Here is a 17239-nt window from a genome sequence, read left to right as displayed (position 1 = left end):
GCATATCCAGTTTTCGGCACAACAACCCCTGTCATGCCTATCACGTGGAACCTCTGGACGATGCGCATCATACAACTAGATAATTCAACAGGCAAACCCCACTTATGACAAACATGACGAAGTAAGCCTAAAAACACTAAAAAACCGCAGAAATTTACCCAGGAAATCCACCCATGGGGGGAAATCCGCCCCCCGGCGGGAGCTTTCCTTTGAGTCCGCTCATCAATTTTCGCATCCCGCCTTTGGAAAACTGCTTCATGGCTTTGCTCATCTGCAAATGCTGCTTCAGCAAGCGGTTAACATCCTGTACTTGCAGGCCACAACCCGCAGCAATCCTACGTTTGCGGCCGGATTTAATCAGATCCGGGTTACGCCTTTCTGCCACTGTCATGGAGTTAATAATCGCGATCATGCGTCGAATTTCTTTGTCGTTAGCCTGATCTTTGACCCCAGCGGGCAAATTTCCCATACCCGGCAGCTTGTCTAACAAACCAGCAACACCACCCATTTTTAACATTTGCGTCATTTGTTCACGCAAATCTTCAAAATCGAAGCCTTTACCCTTGTTAAGTTTCTTTGCGAGGGCTTGGGCTTTCTTGTGGTCAACGTTGCGCTGGGCTTCCTCGATCAGGCTGAGAACGTCGCCCATGCCCAAAATACGCGAGGCCATGCGGTCAGGATAAAACGGTTCCAGCGCATCCAGCTTTTCACCCATCCCGATAAACTTGATGGGCTTACCGGTAACATGACGCACTGATAATGCCGCACCACCACGCGCATCACCATCAGCCTTAGTCAGCACTACGCCCGTCAATGGCAAGGCATCACCAAACGCTTTAGCCGTATTCGCCGCATCTTGCCCGGTCATGCTATCAACGACGAACAGGGTTTCTATCGGGTTAACAGCGGCGTGAATCGCCTGAATTTCAGCCATCATCTCAGCATCAACGTGTAAACGCCCTGCCGTATCAATGATCAGCACATCCATGTATTTCAGCTTGGCCTGCGCCACCGCTGCTTTGGCAATATCGACCGGACGCTGTGCAACTTCGCTGGGGAAGAAAACCCCGCCCGTTTGAGTGGCAATTGTTTCTAACTGCTTAATCGCCGCCGGACGATACACGTCACAACTGGCGACCATCACCGACTTGTTTTGGCGTTCCTTCAGGAAACGGGTCAATTTACCGACAGTGGTGGTTTTACCAGCACCTTGTAAACCTGCCATCAAGATGACAGCCGGTGGCTGGGCATTCAATGACAAGGTTTCGTTGGCCTTGCCCATAATGGCTACCAATTCGTCATTCACCACCTTGATCAGGGCTTGCCCGGGGCTGAGACTTTCTAAGACCTCTTGCCCAATCGCGCGTTCCCGCACCTTATTAGTGAATTCACGCACCACTGGGAGCGCGACATCCGCTTCCAGTAACGCCATACGTACATCACGTAAGGCATCTTTGATGTTGTCATCGGTCAGTCGTGCCTGACCACGCAATTTTTTTACCGTCTGCGAAAGACGTTCACTTAAATTCTCAAACATGTTTGACTTCTTTCTAGTCCCATTCAGGCACAAATTGCTATCATAGCATTAAAGCAAAAACGAATGCGTTCCCGAAAGGGTACGTTTCACGTAACATCTCAAGAGCTAACACACGAAACCCGTTGACAATGATAATAACGTTTAACTTGTTTGCCATCCCGAATTTGCTCGCCATGCTGGCGTGGTTGGCGACGTGGCTGTTAATCGGAGTGCGGTTACGCAACCGCTTACAAGGACAGCCGCAGGAATACCGTCAATTACTGATAGTCGTGTGGCTATTGGCACTGGGTATGCACGGCTGGACAATTCTGCACGCCATTTCGCAGACACCTGGAATCACTATCGACTTTGCACGCGCAAGCTCCATCGTCATGTGGCTGTGCAGCGTCTTGCTGTTTATTACGATGTTGCGCCGCCCGCTGGAGACACTCGGAATTTTCGTTGTACCGTTCACACTATCAGCCATGCTGTTACCGTTGATAAATGAGGGAAATAGCGCAGCGTTGGATTTACGCAACGGCTTAGGCGTACATATTTTCACTTCACTGCTGGCCTACAGCATGTTAACCCTAGCCGCACTGCAAGCTCTGTTACTGGCATGGCAAAACAAGCACTTACACAATCACAATCCCGGTGGTCTGATTCGCACTTTACCGCCATTGCTGGATATGGAAGCCTTATTGTTCAAGTTGATCCTGCTTGGGGTTATGCTACTGAGCGCGGGGCTGCTCAGTGGTGCGCTGTATGTTGACAATCTTTTCAGCCAGCACCTTGTCCATAAAACGGTGTTATCCATCATTGCATTGCTCGTGTTTGCTACCCTGCTGGCAGGACATTGGCGGTATGGCTGGCGCGGACGTATTGCGATTCGCTGGACACTTAGCGGATTCTTCATTTTGATGCTGGCGTTTTTTGGCAGTAAATTTGTGCTGGAGTTCTTGGTAAAATCATCGTGAATATTAACGACATTCCCCTAGGTATTTTGATTTTTGCGCTATTGATCTTGTTTTCGCTTTCGGCATTTTTTTCCGGCTCAGAAACCGCCTTGATGTCGTTAAACCGCTATAAACTCAAACACCAAGCAGAAAAAGGACATACCGGGGCGCGGCTTGCACAAAAATTACTGGCAAAGCCGGATCGTTTAATCAGCCTGATTCTACTAGGCAACAATTTCGTTAACATCTTGATTACGCAGCTCGCCACGCTGTTGGGTTTGCGCGTATTCGGGGATGCCGGATTAGCGATTGCTACGGGTATACTGACATTCCTGCTGCTGATTTTTGGGGAAATAACCCCTAAAACTTTAGGGGCAATGTACCCCGAACGTATTGCATTTGTGGCTGCACGCATTTACGCCACCCTAATGAAAGTCATGTGGCCTTTTGTTTGGTTACTCAATCTGTTTACCAACGGCATTTTGCGCCTTTTTGGTGCACGTAATGATGATGCTAACCGGGTGGCATTGAGCCACGAGGAATTGCGCACCGTGGTTAGCTCGGCTGGTACACACATTCCGCAATCGCATCTCGATATGCTGTTACGGGTGATGGACATGGAAAGCACCACCGTTAGCGATATTATGATTCCACGCAGCCAGTTACAGGGGCTGGACATCAATGACGACTGGAACGAGCTTGAAGAGCAAATCATCAACAGTAATTTTACCCGACTGTTGATTTACAGCGAAAATTTAGACAATGTGCTTGGTTTTGTACACTTGCGCAAATTATTACCGCTGTTTCGGGATGGACATCTGGATCGGGAACGCTTTGAGGCCATTATCCGCCCTGCTTATTTTATTCCAGAAAGCACCAGCTTGACGCAACAACTGCTAAACTTCCAAGAGGAAAGCCGCCGGATTGCCTTGGTGGTTGATGAATACGGTGAAATTCTCGGCCTTATCGCACTGGAAGATATTTTAGAAGAAATCGTGGGCGAATTTTCTACTGTACCCAGCAACCAAACCCGCGAAATCCAGCAACTTGACGATGGCAGTTATTGGGTAGACGGCTCCATGCCAATTCGCGAAGTCAACCGCCAGATAGGCAGTCACTTCGCATCCGAAGAAGCCAATACAATCAATGGACTAATACTGGAATATCTGGAATCCATCCCCGTACCCGGCATGACCGTATTGATAGACGACTACCCGATGGAAATTCGCAAAACCCGCAATAACGCGGTTAAAACCCTGATTATTCACCCCCGCATCCAACGCGCGACCACGGAAGACGATGAGTAAAGCCAAACTTCAATACCATTGTTCTGCTTGCGGCTGCCTTCACAGTAAGTGGAGCGGGCAATGCAGCGATTGTGGCGCGTGGAATACCCTCGAAGAAAGCCTGAACCTTCCCACCAGTAAGCAAGTAACAGAACGCACCGGCAATTATACCGGCGAGCAGGCAGTCATTCGCTCGTTGCAAGAAGTCAGTTTGCACGAAAGTCCGCGCATCCCCACCCAACAAGCAGAACTGGATCGTGTTTTGGGTGGTGGTTTGGTTGCTGGCTCGGTTATCTTGATGGGTGGCGACCCCGGCATCGGCAAATCCACGATTTTATTGCAAACCCTCACCGAACTGACCGCGCTCGACAGCCTCTACGTCACCGGGGAAGAATCGTTGCAACAAGTGGGCTTACGTGCAAAACGCCTAGGCTTACCCACCGACCGTTTGCGCTTGCTCACCGAAACATGCGTCGAAAATATTCTCAATTTAGCCGCGAAAGAAAAACCGGGACTAATGGTAATCGACTCGATTCAAACCATTTTCACCGATCACTTGCAATCGGCACCCGGCTCAGTCAGCCAAATCCGTGAAGCGGCAGCGAAATTGGTACGTTTTGCCAAACAAACCCAGACTACAATGTTTCTTGTCGGACACGTTACCAAAGAAGGGACGCTTGCAGGCCCGCGCGTGCTGGAGCACATGGTTGACACCGTGCTATATTTTGAAGGCGACCCCGGCGGGCGTTACCGCATTTTACGCGCGGTGAAAAACCGTTTCGGCGCGGTCAACGAACTCGGCGTATTCGCCATGACCGAGCACGGCCTCAAAGGAGTGAGCAATCCTTCTGCCATTTTCCTGTCACGCCATGACGAACCGGTCTCCGGCAGCGTGATTATGGTGACGCGCGAAGGCACACGTCCGCTCATGGTCGAGATGCAAGCATTGGTCGATCAAAGTCACGGCAATGCGCCCCGACGGGTCACGTTGGGACTGGAACAAAACCGTCTTGCGATGTTATTAGCCGTATTGCACCGCCACGGCGGTATTTCGATGTTTGATCAGGATGTTTTTATCAATATTGTGGGCGGCGTTAAGATTTCAGAAACCGCCGCTGATTTACCATTGTTGCTAGCGGCACTCTCAAGTTTCCGCAATCGTCCTTTACCTGCTGATCTGGTGGTTTTCGGAGAGGTTGGACTGGCGGGCGAAATTCGCCCCGTTCCAAACGGTGAGGAAAGATTACGGGAAGCTGCCAAGCACGGTTTCCGCCGCGCTATTGTGCCCAAGGGAAACCAACCAAGGCAGCCGATTGAAGGAATCACCGTTGAGGCAGTTTCACGATTGGAAAAAGCCGTTCAAGCAGTGATGTAAAATTACCACAAAAGGTTTATACTCGTTGACTATACGCAACAGATATAATAATTTTATCCAATATACCCATGCATTCATTCGAGTCATAAATACGGGTTTTTGGAAAGTTGATGTGGGTAGCGTTGCTGGTTCGTCCTTGTCCAGTGTGGCAGTTGCCTTCACTTTTTTAAATCACTCTCACCCATTACAGACGGGGAGTACGTGTCTTGTCGTTCTCAGAACTAGGTCTTAACGAAACATTCGCAGCTACCATCGAGGCGGCTGGTTACGAAAATCCGACTGAGCTGCAAAAGCAGTTGATACCCCTTATGACGGCGCATAAAAGCGTTATCATTTGGACGCAATCTGCTTCCGGCAAAACAGGTGCGTTCCTGATTCCCGCCATGAATCATGTGCTGGGTAATCCTTTGGAAGAACATCGCCACGCGCGTGTTTTAATCCTGACCTCACGCCGTGACCGGGTGAATCAGATTAATTACACCATCAAGCGTTTATTAGGTGATGGGCAGCAAATTCGCTCCGGTTTTATTGTCAGTGGTCGCCCATATCAACCGCAAATGCGCTTGTTACGCCGCCCTTTGGATTTAATGATTGCCACACCCGGGCGTTTAAATGATTTGGTCGATAATAACAAAGCCGACTTTTCCAAGCTGGAAATGCTGATTATTGACGACCTGAGCGCGATTTATCACAAGGGCTTGCACGGGCTGATTAATAAAATTCTCTCCGAACGCTCTTCTGAATGCCCGATTATTGCGTTTGTGCGTAAAGAAGATGACATCGCCGGGTACGCCCGCACGATTTTAGCGGGTGCGGAAGAATTAGAGATTGAAGACGACCGCAATCCTTTACTGCAAATTCCGCAAGTCGTGCACCTTGCTGACGATTACACTCACAAAATCGCGTTAATGGATCATTTGCTGGATGAATTTGCCGGTGAACCCACTGTTATTTTCACGATTACCAGCAAAGTCGCCAAAGCTTTAGCAGAAAGCCTGAGTAATCATGGGCATAGCGCAGACGTAGCGGCGGATATTCCGGCGGATGAGCGCAACGGTGAAACCAGCCCAATTTTGATTTACGCTGACCAAGATGGGCTTACCCCGCAATTACGCGGCGATGAACACGTCATTAACTTCGAGTTACCGGCGAAAGTGGAAGATTACGAAGCACGCTTACGTGACCTCGCCACGGCTACCCGCGAAGAAGCTGTCATTGCAGTCGTATTGCCACGCGAACGCGAAAACCTGAAATTAATCGAAGAATCACTAGGCGATTCGATTGAACAATGCAACCTGCCCGGACTTGCACCACTGGAACACACCTCCGGTAGCTTCACGCCGACAGTGCGCTCACCGCGTAGCCATCGTGATAACGACGGACGCGGGCAACGCAATCAAGGTGGCGGCGCAGCACGCGGTGGTTCGCGCCAACACGGTGCAAGCAATGGACGCAACGCTCCCAACCAACAAGGGCGCAGCAACCATAATCCCAGCCAAGGGCGCAACCCAGAACAACGTCCACCTGATGATCGTCAAGCCGCCGCCGGAAGTGCCGATCCGCGTCAACAACGCAAAGGTCCTTACGGTCGTCTTAATGGCGGAGCGCAGCGCAAACGCACTGACGGTGGCGGCGGCGGCGGTGAAGCACCACGCCCTTACCACAATAATCCGCGTCCTAACACAGGCGCACGCCGTGACAATGGCGGCTCTTACGAAATCGGTAGCTGGGAAAAACCCAATTACGCACCACAGCAACCTGCTGGCGATAAAGCCGCAGATGATAAAAAAGTGGTGATTCGTTACAAAGAAAAACGCCGAATTGTGACGCAATAAGACCATGCACCAAGATACGGAAATGCTTCACCAACAACTAGCAACACTGATGCAAGAGCATCGGGAGTTGGATGAAGCCATTGCGCAATTACAAGCCCAAGCTGATCACGATCAGTTTAAGGCCACGCGCATGAAAAAACGCAAGTTACTGTTGAAAGACATGATTTCACGGATTAACAGCCAGCTCATCCCTGATCAGCCCGCTTAAACCACACCCCATAACCCTCGGATGGCAGCGATTCCCTGCCCGCCGTGTCGGCGTGCGATAGCTAGGTCAGCAACATTCAAACCACCCAGCGCGTATACTGGGAAATTCACCGCATCTGCCAACTCCTGAAAAGCATCCCAGCCTAACGTTGGCGCATTCGGGTGTGTCGCGGTGGGCAGTACCGGTGCAAGCAGCGCAAAATCCACACCCAATGTAGCAGCTTGTACTAACTCTTGCGCATTATGACAAGCCGCCGACAACCATTGCCCCGGCAAACGCAGCTTAAGGATGTCATCAGATGGTTGCTGCAATTGCCGACTGGTTAAATGCACCCCATCTGCTGCCGCTATCGCCAGAGGTGGCGCATTGACAATCACCTTTCCCTGATAAGCGTGCGTCAGCGCAATCACATCTTGCGCTAAAGCCAGATACGCGGACGAGTCCAGTGATTTGGCGCGAAACTGCACCAAACGTACACCCGCCTGCAAACAGGTCTCCAAACGCAGTAAAAAGGCGGAGAAGTCTTCAGGTTCAGGGGTAATTAGATACTGAGCGGGCAATAATGCCGCCGTCACAATCGGTGCATTCGCCGCCGGAAATTCTAAAGTGGGTAATTGCGCTGCGGTAAACCACGCGACTGGCTGACCTTCACAACCGTGCGGAATGCCTTCAAAAGCAGTAACCTCCCAAACATCGAGCAATACACTGCGTTCGGGATAGGTGTAACGCACTTTAATCAGAGGTTGAGCTTGTAGCGGGGTAATGCCCAGTTCTTCGTGCAATTCGCGCCCCAATGCCTGCAACGGAGTTTCACCGACTTCTAATTTGCCGCCTGGAAACTCCCACTTGCCACCTTGGTGTTTATTGCTGGGGCGTTGCGCTAATAAAATTCTGCCATCATCACCGCGAATCACCGCCGCAACCACATAAAGCGGTTCGTTCATTAACTGCGGTATTCAGCGTTGATTTTGACGTAATCGTAAGAGAAATCGCACGTCCAAGTGGTTGCAGAGGCTTCACCACGCCCTAAATCAATGCGAATGGTGATTTCATCGCGGCGCATTTCTGCCGCACCCAATGCTTCTTGGTAACTAGGCGCAGGCTCGCCATTGACGATTAACACGGTTTCACCCAGCCAAATGCTGATGCGATCAACGGCTAAATCGTCCACATGGCTACGACCAACTGCGGCAAGAATACGCCCCCAGTTAGGGTCACTGGCGAACAACGCCGTTTTCACCAACGGCGACAGCGCGACAGTATTTCCCACCACACGGGCTTCGGCACGGGTAGCCGCACCTTGCACATCAATACTGATAAATTTTGTTGCGCCTTCGCCATCACGAATAATCGCCTGAGCAAGGTACAAGCACACTTCCTGCAATGCTTGCTGGAATATTGCCAAACCCGCGCCACCCACATAAACGCCGGAACTACCCGTCGCCATAACCACCAAAGAATCATTGGTAGAAGTGTCGCCATCGACAGTGATGCAGTTGAAAGTTTCTTCAACCACCGTATTCAAGACCCGCTGTAAAGTCTCTTTTTCCAGCAATGCATCAGTCGCCACATACGCCAACATGGTTGCCATATTGGGGTGAATCATCCCTGCACCCTTAGCAATACCCGTAATTGTGATGGTTTCGCCAAAGATTTCCACCTGACGGCTGATCGCTTTCGCCACGGTATCGGTAGTCATAATGGTGCGCGAAGCATCCATCCAACCGTTTTCGTCTAATTGCGCTAAAGCTTGCGGCAATGCGGCCGTAATTTTTTCCACCGGGAGCTGCATTCCAATCACGCCGGTAGAAAATGGCAGGACTTGTTCGGCCCAGCATTCACCTTGTTCGGCGAGTTGCTCGCAACATTCACGCGCCGCCTGCATTCCTTGCTCACCCGTACCGGCATTCGCATTGCCCGCATTGACCAACAAATAACGTGGACTGGAGTGTTGTAAATGGCTGCGGCAAACATGAACTGGTGCAGCACAAAACGCATTACGGGTAAAAACCGCTGCGGTATGGCTACCGTTTTCCAACTCAATCAATAACAAATCGTTACGGTTTTTGTAACGGATACCGGCGTTAACCGATGCTAAACGCACGCCCGCAACAGGCAATAACGTTTCAGGTGCTTGTAAATTGACTGCCATATTACCTACTCCAACTCGTCGATGCTTAACTCAACTTACCGTGGCAATGCTTGTATTTCTTGCCGGAACCGCACGGGCACAGGTCATTGCGCCCAACTTTATCGCCTTCGCGTTTAAAGGTATCGTCACCCACAACGGCATCTACCACTTCATCATCTGCCAATACGCTACCCGCATCCGCGTGAGTAAACTGCATTGGCTGCTCTGGGTGAGTTTCCAATTCCGCTATTGCTGCTTGCGGTTCTTGTAATTGAATCCGCATCAGGAAAGCAATTACATCGTGTTTGATGCGCTCCAGCAATTGCTCGAACATTTCAAACGCTTCACGCTTGTATTCTTGCTTGGGGTTTTTCTGCGCATAACCACGCAAGCCCACGCTTTGGCGCAAATAGTCCATTGCTGCCAAGTGTTCTTTCCACTCGGTATCCAGCACATGCAACATCACGTCACGTTCCAAACGACGCATATTCGGCGCGGAAATCATTTCCTCTTTGTTGGTCAATACCGCAGCCACTTGCTCTTGGATACGATCACGCAAGGTTTCTTCGTACAAATTCTTTTCAGTTGCCAACCACTGTTTAATCGGCAAATCCAAACCAAAATCGGTATAAAGCTGCTTGTAAAGACCGTCAAGATCCCATTGCTCGTCAATACTACCCGCTGGAATATGCGCCGAGAACATGGTGTCCGCCACGTCTTCACGAATATTCGCAATCATGTCAGCGATGTCATCGGCTTCCAGCAACTCATTGCGCTGCCCATAAATGACTTTACGCTGGTCATTTGCCACGTCATCGTATTCGAGCAAATGCTTACGAATATCGTAGTTGTGCGCTTCCACCTTACGCTGCGCATTTTCAATCGACTTGGAAACCAAACCCGCTTCAATCGCTTGGCCTTTTTCCATCCCCAAACGCTGCATCATGCCCTTGACTCGCTCAGAGGCAAAAATACGCATGAGGGTGTCTTCGAGCGACAAGAAGAAACGTGAAGAACCGGGGTCACCCTGACGACCGGAACGCCCGCGCAACTGATTGTCGATCCGGCGCGATTCGTGGCGTTCAGTGCCCAAAATGTGTAAACCACCAGAAGCAACCACCGCATCATGGCGTTTTTGCCACAACGCACGGATTTTCTGTTCCGCTTCAGGATTTGGCGCAGCTAATTGACGTAACTCTTCTTCTAAACTACCGCCTAACACGATGTCCGTACCGCGACCAGCCATGTTGGTGGCAATCGTTACCGCACCGGGTCGCCCTGCGTTCGCAACAATGTGTGCTTCACGCTCATGTTGTTTCGCATTGAGGACTTCATGCGGAATCCGCAGAGCCTTTAGCTTGTCAGAAACCAATTCCGAAGTATCAATCGAAGCCGTACCCACCAATATCGGGCGACCTTTTTCCACTTCGGTTTGAATTTCTTTAATGATAGCTTCGTATTTTTCTTCAGCCGTCAAGAACACCAAGTCATTGGCATCTTTACGAATCATCGGACGATGGGTTGGAATAACCACCACTTCCAAACCGTAAATTTGCTGCAATTCAAAGGCTTCGGTATCCGCCGTACCGGTCATACCTGACAGCTTTTCGTACAAACGGAAATAGTTCTGGAAAGTAATGGAAGCCAACGTCTGGTTTTCAGCCTGAATTTCGACTTCTTCTTTAGCTTCAATCGCTTGATGTAAGCCTTCAGACCAACGCCGACCCGGCATGGTACGCCCAGTAAACTCATCGACGATGATGATTTTGCCATCGCGCACAATGTAATCCACGTTACGCTGGAATAACACGTGCGCCCGCAAACCCGCATTCAAGTGGTGCAGCACGCTAATGCTCACCGTATCGTATAAACCTTGACCTTCCGGCAAAATCTTCGCGGCAGTCAGTAACTGCTCAATACGCTCTTGCCCGGACTCAGTTAAGTACACCTGACGCGCTTTCTCGTCGACGGAATAATCGCCTTCGCCCTCTTCTTCGAGCTGCTTAGTCAACTGAGGAATAATGCTGTTAATCGCGGTGTATAATTGCGAAGCGTCGTGACTCGGCCCGGAAATAATCAACGGGGTACGTGCTTCATCAATCAAAATGGAGTCAACTTCGTCCACAATCGCGTAATGCAACGGACGCTGCACCCTGTCTTCCTTACGGAAAGCCATATTGTCGCGCAGGTAATCGAAGCCGAATTCATTATTTGTGCCGTAAGTAATGTCCGCCGCATACGCTTCACGCCGCTGATCAGAACTTAAACCGTTAATAATGACACCCGTGGTCAAGCCAAGAAAGCTGTACAACCGCGCCATCTGTGCCGCATCGCGCTGCGCCAGATAGTCATTGACGGTAATGACGTGCATCCCGCGCCCCGGTAACGCATTTAAATATGCAGCTACCGTCGCCACCAAGGTTTTACCTTCACCCGTGCGCATTTCGGCAATTTTACCGTCATGCAACACCATGCCACCAATCATTTGTACATCGTAATGACGCATTCCCAAGGTACGATGCCCTGCTTCACGCACCACAGCAAAAGCTTCTGGCAATAAATTATCTAAAGCTTCACCCTGCGCTAAACGCGCCCGAAACTCTACGGTCTTAGCCGCTAATTGCGCATCAGACAAGGCACGGCACTGGTCTTCCAGTACGTTGATTTTCTTGACTAGTTTGGAATAAGACTTAACCAGACGGTCATTGCGGCTGCCAAAAATTTTTCTGGCTACGGAACCCAACATAGTTTTGCTCTCTTGTATCCTTGTCCAAAGAAAAAGTCCGGCTGTAGTTATATGCCAAGCATATGACTACACCGGACGGTGTGTATCTAGTATATAGTGGATTAACTGGCTGTACGGTGAATTTTTGGCAATGTTAATTACTCGGCATGACCAAGGTAATCGCGCGGGTTTAATTGCTCACCGTTGCGTAACACTTCCAAATGCAAATGCGGCCCGGTAGAACGCCCCGTGCTACCCATATTAGCCACCAAATCACCTTTTTTAACCACAGCACCCTCATTGACCCCTAAACGGCTCAAGTGAGCATAACGGCTTATCAAGCCATCGCCATGATCAACTTCCAGCACATTGCCGTAACCATCGCCACGGTTACCTGCAAAAGACACCACGCCGCCGCCGACAGCATGAATCTCCGTTCCACTAGGACCTGCGTAATCAATACCCTTGTGCATTTTGTAACGCCCATTGAACGGATCACGCCGGAAGCCAAACTCCGAAGAAATATAGCCGCTCAACACCGGACGACCGGATGGCAGCACTTCCTCTTGTAGACTCAAGCCTTCCATGATTTGTTCCAACGTCGCCATCATACCGCGCTGACGGTCGATGTCGTTTTCCGCTTTCTGAAAAGCCGCCAACAACTCACGTGAGGTGGAATGCTGCACTGGTGGTGCGGGATCGGTGTCTAAACCACCGCGCCCCGGTTTTTGATCCAAGGCAAACTCTGCCGGGTCCAGCTTGGCTTTATCTGCCACCCGCTTCGCCAGTGCGTTTAAACGTACAATTTCTGCTTCTAACGACCCTAGACGTACCGCCAAGGTATCCACATCCACGGTGTAATTCGCGTAAGCTTTTTTGATTTGGTCTACGGTGCTGATTTGCTGCTCAATGGCAGAGATCATTTTGCCCGCTTCGCCTTGTGACAAGGACGCATTCTGGGGGGTAGCATCAAGCCGGTACAAACCCAACATCTGATTAATGGAAAGCCCTATGATCAATAGAGCTACAACACCGGCTGGAATAATCAAATGCTTCCACGGGTGAAGACTAAATGACGCACGGCGCGAACCGTCATCACTCAAACAAATTACTTTCACAGTCGTAAATCCCTCAACTTCCTTACTAGGTTAGACGTGCTGCCATCCTTATAATAGTGTTTATTGTAGCTGATGGACGTATAGACAGCATGAGAAAGATCAACCATTTGATAAATCCACAAATAGCTGAAAGGCTGGAACAACAGGATAAACTGTCGGCGGAGATCAGTCAGTTTCTGTCGTTGACGACAGAAAACCGCATCTGGCCAATACTGAAAAATCACCGGCTGACACTCTTGACCGATGACCCCCATCTTGCACTGCAAGCTAGGTTTCAGCAAAACACGCTGGGTAAACATCTAAGCAAACGCCTAAACCTCAAAATTAGTGCGCTGCATATTAAATTGATTAGTTTACCGTTTGCAAGCTTTGTGCAAAAAAACAACGGTTTCCAACTATCCGATAACGCCGCTCAAGTCGTGCGCAGCATTGCCCAGGGCATCACCGATAGTGAGTTACAAGCTTGTGTGCTGCGGCTTGTCACTACCGCCAACACCCCGCGCAACCAGTTTTAGATCGGAGCCAACAGGTAATCGTTACCGAAGATCACTTGTTGTTTATTATCTTCTGCCATTGTGACCATTTCCCACGCATCCTGCTGCTGAAGCAAAGCCCGCACTAGCAAATTATTGATCGCGTGCCCTGACTTGTGGGCTTGGTAATAACCAATAATACCGTGACCCAAGGTGTACAAATCACCAATCGCATCCAAAATCTTGTGGCGAATAAACTCATCACCGTAGCGCAACCCCTCATGGTTTAATACCCGGTAATCGTCCAACACGATGGCATTTTCCAGACTACCGCCCAATCCTAGGTTACGGGAACGCAACATTTCGACATCACGCATAAAACCAAAAGTACGTGCTCGCGAGATTTCACTGGCATACGCTTGCTGGGAAAAGTCAATTTCAAGGTATTGCGCCGTCGAATTTACTGCCGGATGGTTGAAATCAATCTCAAAACTGGCCTTAAAACCGTCATAAGGCAGTAGTTTTGCCCAACCATCACCACGACTGGCTTCAATCGGCTTTTTGATACGGATAAAGCGTTTCGGCGACATCAACTCCTCGATGCCTGCCGACTGTAACAGGTACAGGAAAGGCGAGGCACTGCCATCCATAATAGGGATTTCTGGCGCGTCTAAGTCGACATAGAGATTATCAATGCCCAAGGCTGCCAATGCCGATAATAAATGCTCAACCGTGGCAACTTTCGCATCGTTTTGTACGAGAGCCGTACACAACATGGTTTCCGCGACACGCTCAGGGTGCAACTCCACCAAAGTGGGCGGGGTCATATCCACACGCCGGAATACAATGCCGGTGTTAGAAGCCGCAGGACGCAACGCCATCGACACTTTCTTACCGGAATGTAAGCCAATACCGATAGTTGAGACTACTTGTTTAATCGTCCGTTGCCTTAGCATGATGCCCCCGAATAGGATTTTAACTGCGCTACTTTTAATAATAGACGCATTTTATTGGATTTGAACACATCTGGCCTGAACGACTTTCCCCCACAAACGAAAAATCACCTGAAAATCCACTCGCCCAAGCAGACTTTCAGGTGATCCTGCGCAACAACACCCCATAAAAAGTGGCTGAGGGAAAACACCTCAACCACCAAGGGCATGTTGTGACGTACTAAAATCAGGCGTGCATTAATCCGCCTGTTTGCGCAGGAACGCAGGAATATCCAAATTATTTTCCCCACCTTGGCGGGCATAAGCTGGAATATCCAACACGTTGTCGTAACGACCTCTTCCTGCTCCGACCGCAACTTTTTGCACTGGTTCCAATTGAACCGGCTGCAAACGTGCGACTTTACTAGGATGCTCAACGGCTTTAGGTGGCGCAACGGCTGCTTTGCCCACATCTTCCAAACCGGTTGCGACGATGGTGACACGGATCTTGTCGCCCAATTCTGGGTTCAGGGTCGTACCAATAATCACATTGGCATCATCAGCTGCAAATTGCCCGACCACAGAGCCGACTTCCTCGAACTCGTGCATGGTCATGTCCAAGCCGCCACTGATGCTAACCAGAATGCCGCGCGAACCGTCCAAACGGATGTCTTCGAGTAACGGGCTGGAAATCGCCATTTGAGCCGCTTTGGAAGCACGGTCTTCACCTTGCGCTTCACCAGAACCCATCATAGTAATACCACCACCTGACATTACCGCACGCACGTCTGCAAAGTCGACGTTGATCAAGCCGGGGCTGGTAATCAACTCAGCGATGCCTTGTACGGCTTTCAGTAACACATCATTCGCCGCCTCAAAAGCAGACAGTAACGACACGTTCTTACCCAAGGAAGTCAGCAACTTTTGGTTAGGAATAGTGATTAAGGAATCAACGTGCTTGTACAGCTCGGCGATACCTTCGTCGGCAGACTTTTTACGACGTGCACCTTCCAGAATAAACGGGCGAGTAACCACGGCGACGGTCAAAATCCCCATATCACGGGCAATTTCCGCAATCACTGGAGCTGCACCTGTGCCAGTACCACCACCCATGCCAGCAGTAATGAACAGCATGTCCGTACCACTGACCAGTTCTTTAATGCGTTCACGGTCTTCGATAGCCGACTCACGCCCGATGTCTGGGTTTGCGCCCGCACCCAAGCCTTTGGTTAAAGATGCACCCAACTGCAACACGCTTTTAACGCCAATTCCGGCCAATGCCTGGGAATCGGTATTCGCGCAAATGTATTCAACGCCTTCGATACCGGATGCCAGCATGTGCTTGACAGCATTACCACCGCCTCCGCCGACACCGATTACCTTGATTGCAGCACCTTTGGCTGCACTGTCCATTAGTTCAAACATGCCCGTATCTCCGACTGTTAAAAGTTACCGTTAAACCAGTTCTTCAAGCGTTCTACCCACCCTTCTGACGAAGCGGTATTGGTAGCGTAAGTACGCTTAGTCCCGTAAGCCTGCTGCGCCATTCCGTACAACAGCAGCCCTACCCCAGTGGAATGGATAGGGTTTTCAACCTCACCGTGCAGGCCACTTAAATTACGAGGCATACCGATTCGCACCGGCATGTGGAACACCTCTTCTGCTAACTCGCGAACGCCCCGCATTTTGGAGGAACCACCTGTTAACACGATACCTGCACCAATTCGCTCTTCATAACCGCTACGCCGCAGCTCTTGCAGAACGAGTGAAAAAAGTTCTTCGTAACGCGGCTCAATCACCGACGCTAAGGTTTGTACCGACAGGCTGCGGGGTTCCCGCTCGCCTACACCCGGCACTTCAATCAATTCATCCGCATCAACCAGTTGCCGTAATGCCCGTCCGTAACGAATCTTGATTTCTTCGGCGTGCTGCGTAGGGGTACGTACCGCAACCGCAATATCATTCGTTACCTGATCACCTGCAATGGGAATAACTGCTGTGTGGTGAATCGAGCCATTCATAAACACCGCAATGTCGCTGGTTCCGCCGCCAATATCGACCAAACACACGCCTAACTCTTTCTCATCCTCTTCCAGCACCGCGTAACTGGAAGCCACCTGTTCGAGAATAATGTCTTCAACCGCAAGGCCGCACCGCTCCACGCATTTCACTAGGTTTTGCGCCGCGCTGTGTGCCGCCGTAACCAGATGCACTCTAGCCTCCAAGCGCACCCCGGACATTCCCACGGGTTCGCGGATACCTTCTTGCTGGTCAATCACGTATTCTTGTGGCAACACATGCAAAATACGCTGATCTGCTGGAATAGCCACCGCACGCGCCGCATCCATGACCCGTTCCACATCACTCTCGGTCACTTCTTTGTCTTTAATCGCGACAATGCCGTGGGAATTCAAACTGCGCACGTGGCTACCTGCGATACCCACATACACTGTGCGAATCTGTGTGCCTGCCATCAATTCCGCTTCTTCCACCGCGCGTTGAATCGACTGGATGGTGGACTCAATATTAACCACCACACCTTTTTTCATCCCGCGTGACGGGTAAGAACCCAATCCAATGATTCCCAAACGCCCGTTATCATTAACTTCACCGACAAGGGCAACCACTTTTGAAGTGCCCAAATCCAGTGCCACGATCACGTCATGTTCTGCTTTCTTTGACAT

The 17239-nt window shown here is 50.3% G+C and carries 14 protein-coding genes; 6 read left to right on the top strand and 8 right to left on the bottom strand.

What is annotated here, in order from left to right; translation table 11 throughout:
* Positions 1-154: 154 nt before the first annotated feature.
* On the bottom strand, positions 155-1537 hold the full coding sequence (gene ffh, locus J9260_RS02555) for a signal recognition particle protein (protein ID WP_210219495.1): 1383 nt from the start codon (positions 1535-1537) through the stop codon (positions 155-157).
* Between the two features lie 128 nt (positions 1538-1665).
* Between ffh and J9260_RS02550 the strand changes: the two genes are divergently transcribed.
* The 5 genes from J9260_RS02550 (at position 1666) to J9260_RS02530 (ending at position 7176) form a co-directional block, all read left to right on the top strand.
* Positions 1666-2493, top strand: a complete 828-nt coding sequence (locus tag J9260_RS02550; protein WP_210219494.1) for a cytochrome C assembly family protein — start codon at positions 1666-1668, stop codon at positions 2491-2493.
* Positions 2490-3779, top strand: a complete 1290-nt coding sequence (locus J9260_RS02545; protein WP_210219493.1) for an HlyC/CorC family transporter — start codon at positions 2490-2492, stop codon at positions 3777-3779. The genes J9260_RS02550 and J9260_RS02545 overlap by 4 nt, the downstream gene beginning before the upstream one ends.
* Positions 3772-5133: a DNA repair protein RadA gene (radA, locus tag J9260_RS02540; protein WP_210219492.1), complete on the top strand. Its 1362-nt coding sequence runs from the start codon at positions 3772-3774 to the stop codon at positions 5131-5133. Before J9260_RS02545 ends, radA begins: the two co-directional genes overlap by 8 nt.
* A 206-nt stretch (positions 5134-5339) precedes the next feature.
* The gene (locus J9260_RS02535) at positions 5340-6968 is read left to right on the top strand and encodes a DEAD/DEAH box helicase (protein ID WP_210219491.1); all 1629 of its coding nucleotides are present in this window, start codon (positions 5340-5342) and stop codon (positions 6966-6968) included.
* 4 nt (positions 6969-6972) lie between these two features.
* Complete coding sequence (locus J9260_RS02530) at positions 6973-7176, top strand: YdcH family protein (RefSeq protein ID WP_210219490.1); 204 nt, start codon at positions 6973-6975, stop codon at positions 7174-7176.
* On the opposite strand, the gene J9260_RS02525 is transcribed toward J9260_RS02530, so the two are convergent.
* The 4 genes from J9260_RS02525 to J9260_RS02510 all read right to left on the bottom strand — a co-directional run bounded on the left by J9260_RS02525 (position 7173) and on the right by J9260_RS02510 (position 13150).
* Entirely contained in the window at positions 7173-8120 is a 948-nt protein-coding gene (locus J9260_RS02525; RefSeq protein ID WP_210219489.1) for a Nudix family hydrolase, read from the bottom strand. The two genes, J9260_RS02530 and J9260_RS02525, sit on opposite strands and share 4 nt — an antisense overlap.
* Positions 8120-9328, bottom strand: coding sequence for a bifunctional glutamate N-acetyltransferase/amino-acid acetyltransferase ArgJ (argJ, locus tag J9260_RS02520; RefSeq protein ID WP_210219488.1), 1209 nt, complete (start codon positions 9326-9328; stop codon positions 8120-8122). Before argJ ends, J9260_RS02525 begins: the two co-directional genes overlap by 1 nt.
* 25 nt (positions 9329-9353) lie before the next feature.
* On the bottom strand, positions 9354-12050 hold the full coding sequence (secA, locus tag J9260_RS02515) for a preprotein translocase subunit SecA (RefSeq protein ID WP_320374342.1): 2697 nt from the start codon (positions 12048-12050) through the stop codon (positions 9354-9356).
* 140 nt (positions 12051-12190) lie between these two features.
* Positions 12191-13150: a M23 family metallopeptidase gene (locus J9260_RS02510; RefSeq protein WP_210219486.1), complete on the bottom strand. Its 960-nt coding sequence runs from the start codon at positions 13148-13150 to the stop codon at positions 12191-12193.
* A gap of 89 nt (positions 13151-13239) precedes the next feature.
* Here J9260_RS02510 and J9260_RS02505 point away from each other — a divergent pair, with 89 nt between their 5' ends.
* A complete protein-coding gene (locus J9260_RS02505) occupies positions 13240-13665 on the top strand; it encodes a hypothetical protein (RefSeq protein WP_210219485.1) in 426 nt (141 codons plus the stop codon).
* Here J9260_RS02505 and lpxC read toward each other — a convergent pair.
* The 3 genes from lpxC to ftsA all read right to left on the bottom strand — a co-directional run bounded on the left by lpxC (position 13662) and on the right by ftsA (position 17239).
* Positions 13662-14579, bottom strand: coding sequence for a UDP-3-O-acyl-N-acetylglucosamine deacetylase (gene lpxC, locus J9260_RS02500; protein WP_210219484.1), 918 nt, complete (start codon positions 14577-14579; stop codon positions 13662-13664). The two genes, J9260_RS02505 and lpxC, sit on opposite strands and share 4 nt — an antisense overlap.
* Positions 14580-14813: 234 nt before the next feature.
* Positions 14814-15980 carry a cell division protein FtsZ gene (gene ftsZ, locus J9260_RS02495; protein ID WP_210219483.1) on the bottom strand — a complete coding sequence of 389 codons (1167 nt, stop codon included), beginning with the start codon at positions 15978-15980 and terminating at the stop codon, positions 14814-14816.
* 17 nt (positions 15981-15997) lie between these two features.
* The gene (ftsA, locus tag J9260_RS02490) at positions 15998-17239 is read right to left on the bottom strand and encodes a cell division protein FtsA (RefSeq protein ID WP_210219482.1); all 1242 of its coding nucleotides are present in this window, start codon (positions 17237-17239) and stop codon (positions 15998-16000) included.

The sequence above is a fragment of the Thiothrix unzii genome (genome assembly GCF_017901175.1).
Classification (GTDB): domain Bacteria; phylum Pseudomonadota; class Gammaproteobacteria; order Thiotrichales; family Thiotrichaceae; genus Thiothrix; species Thiothrix unzii.
This window is presented reverse-complemented; position numbering and strand designations above follow the sequence as displayed.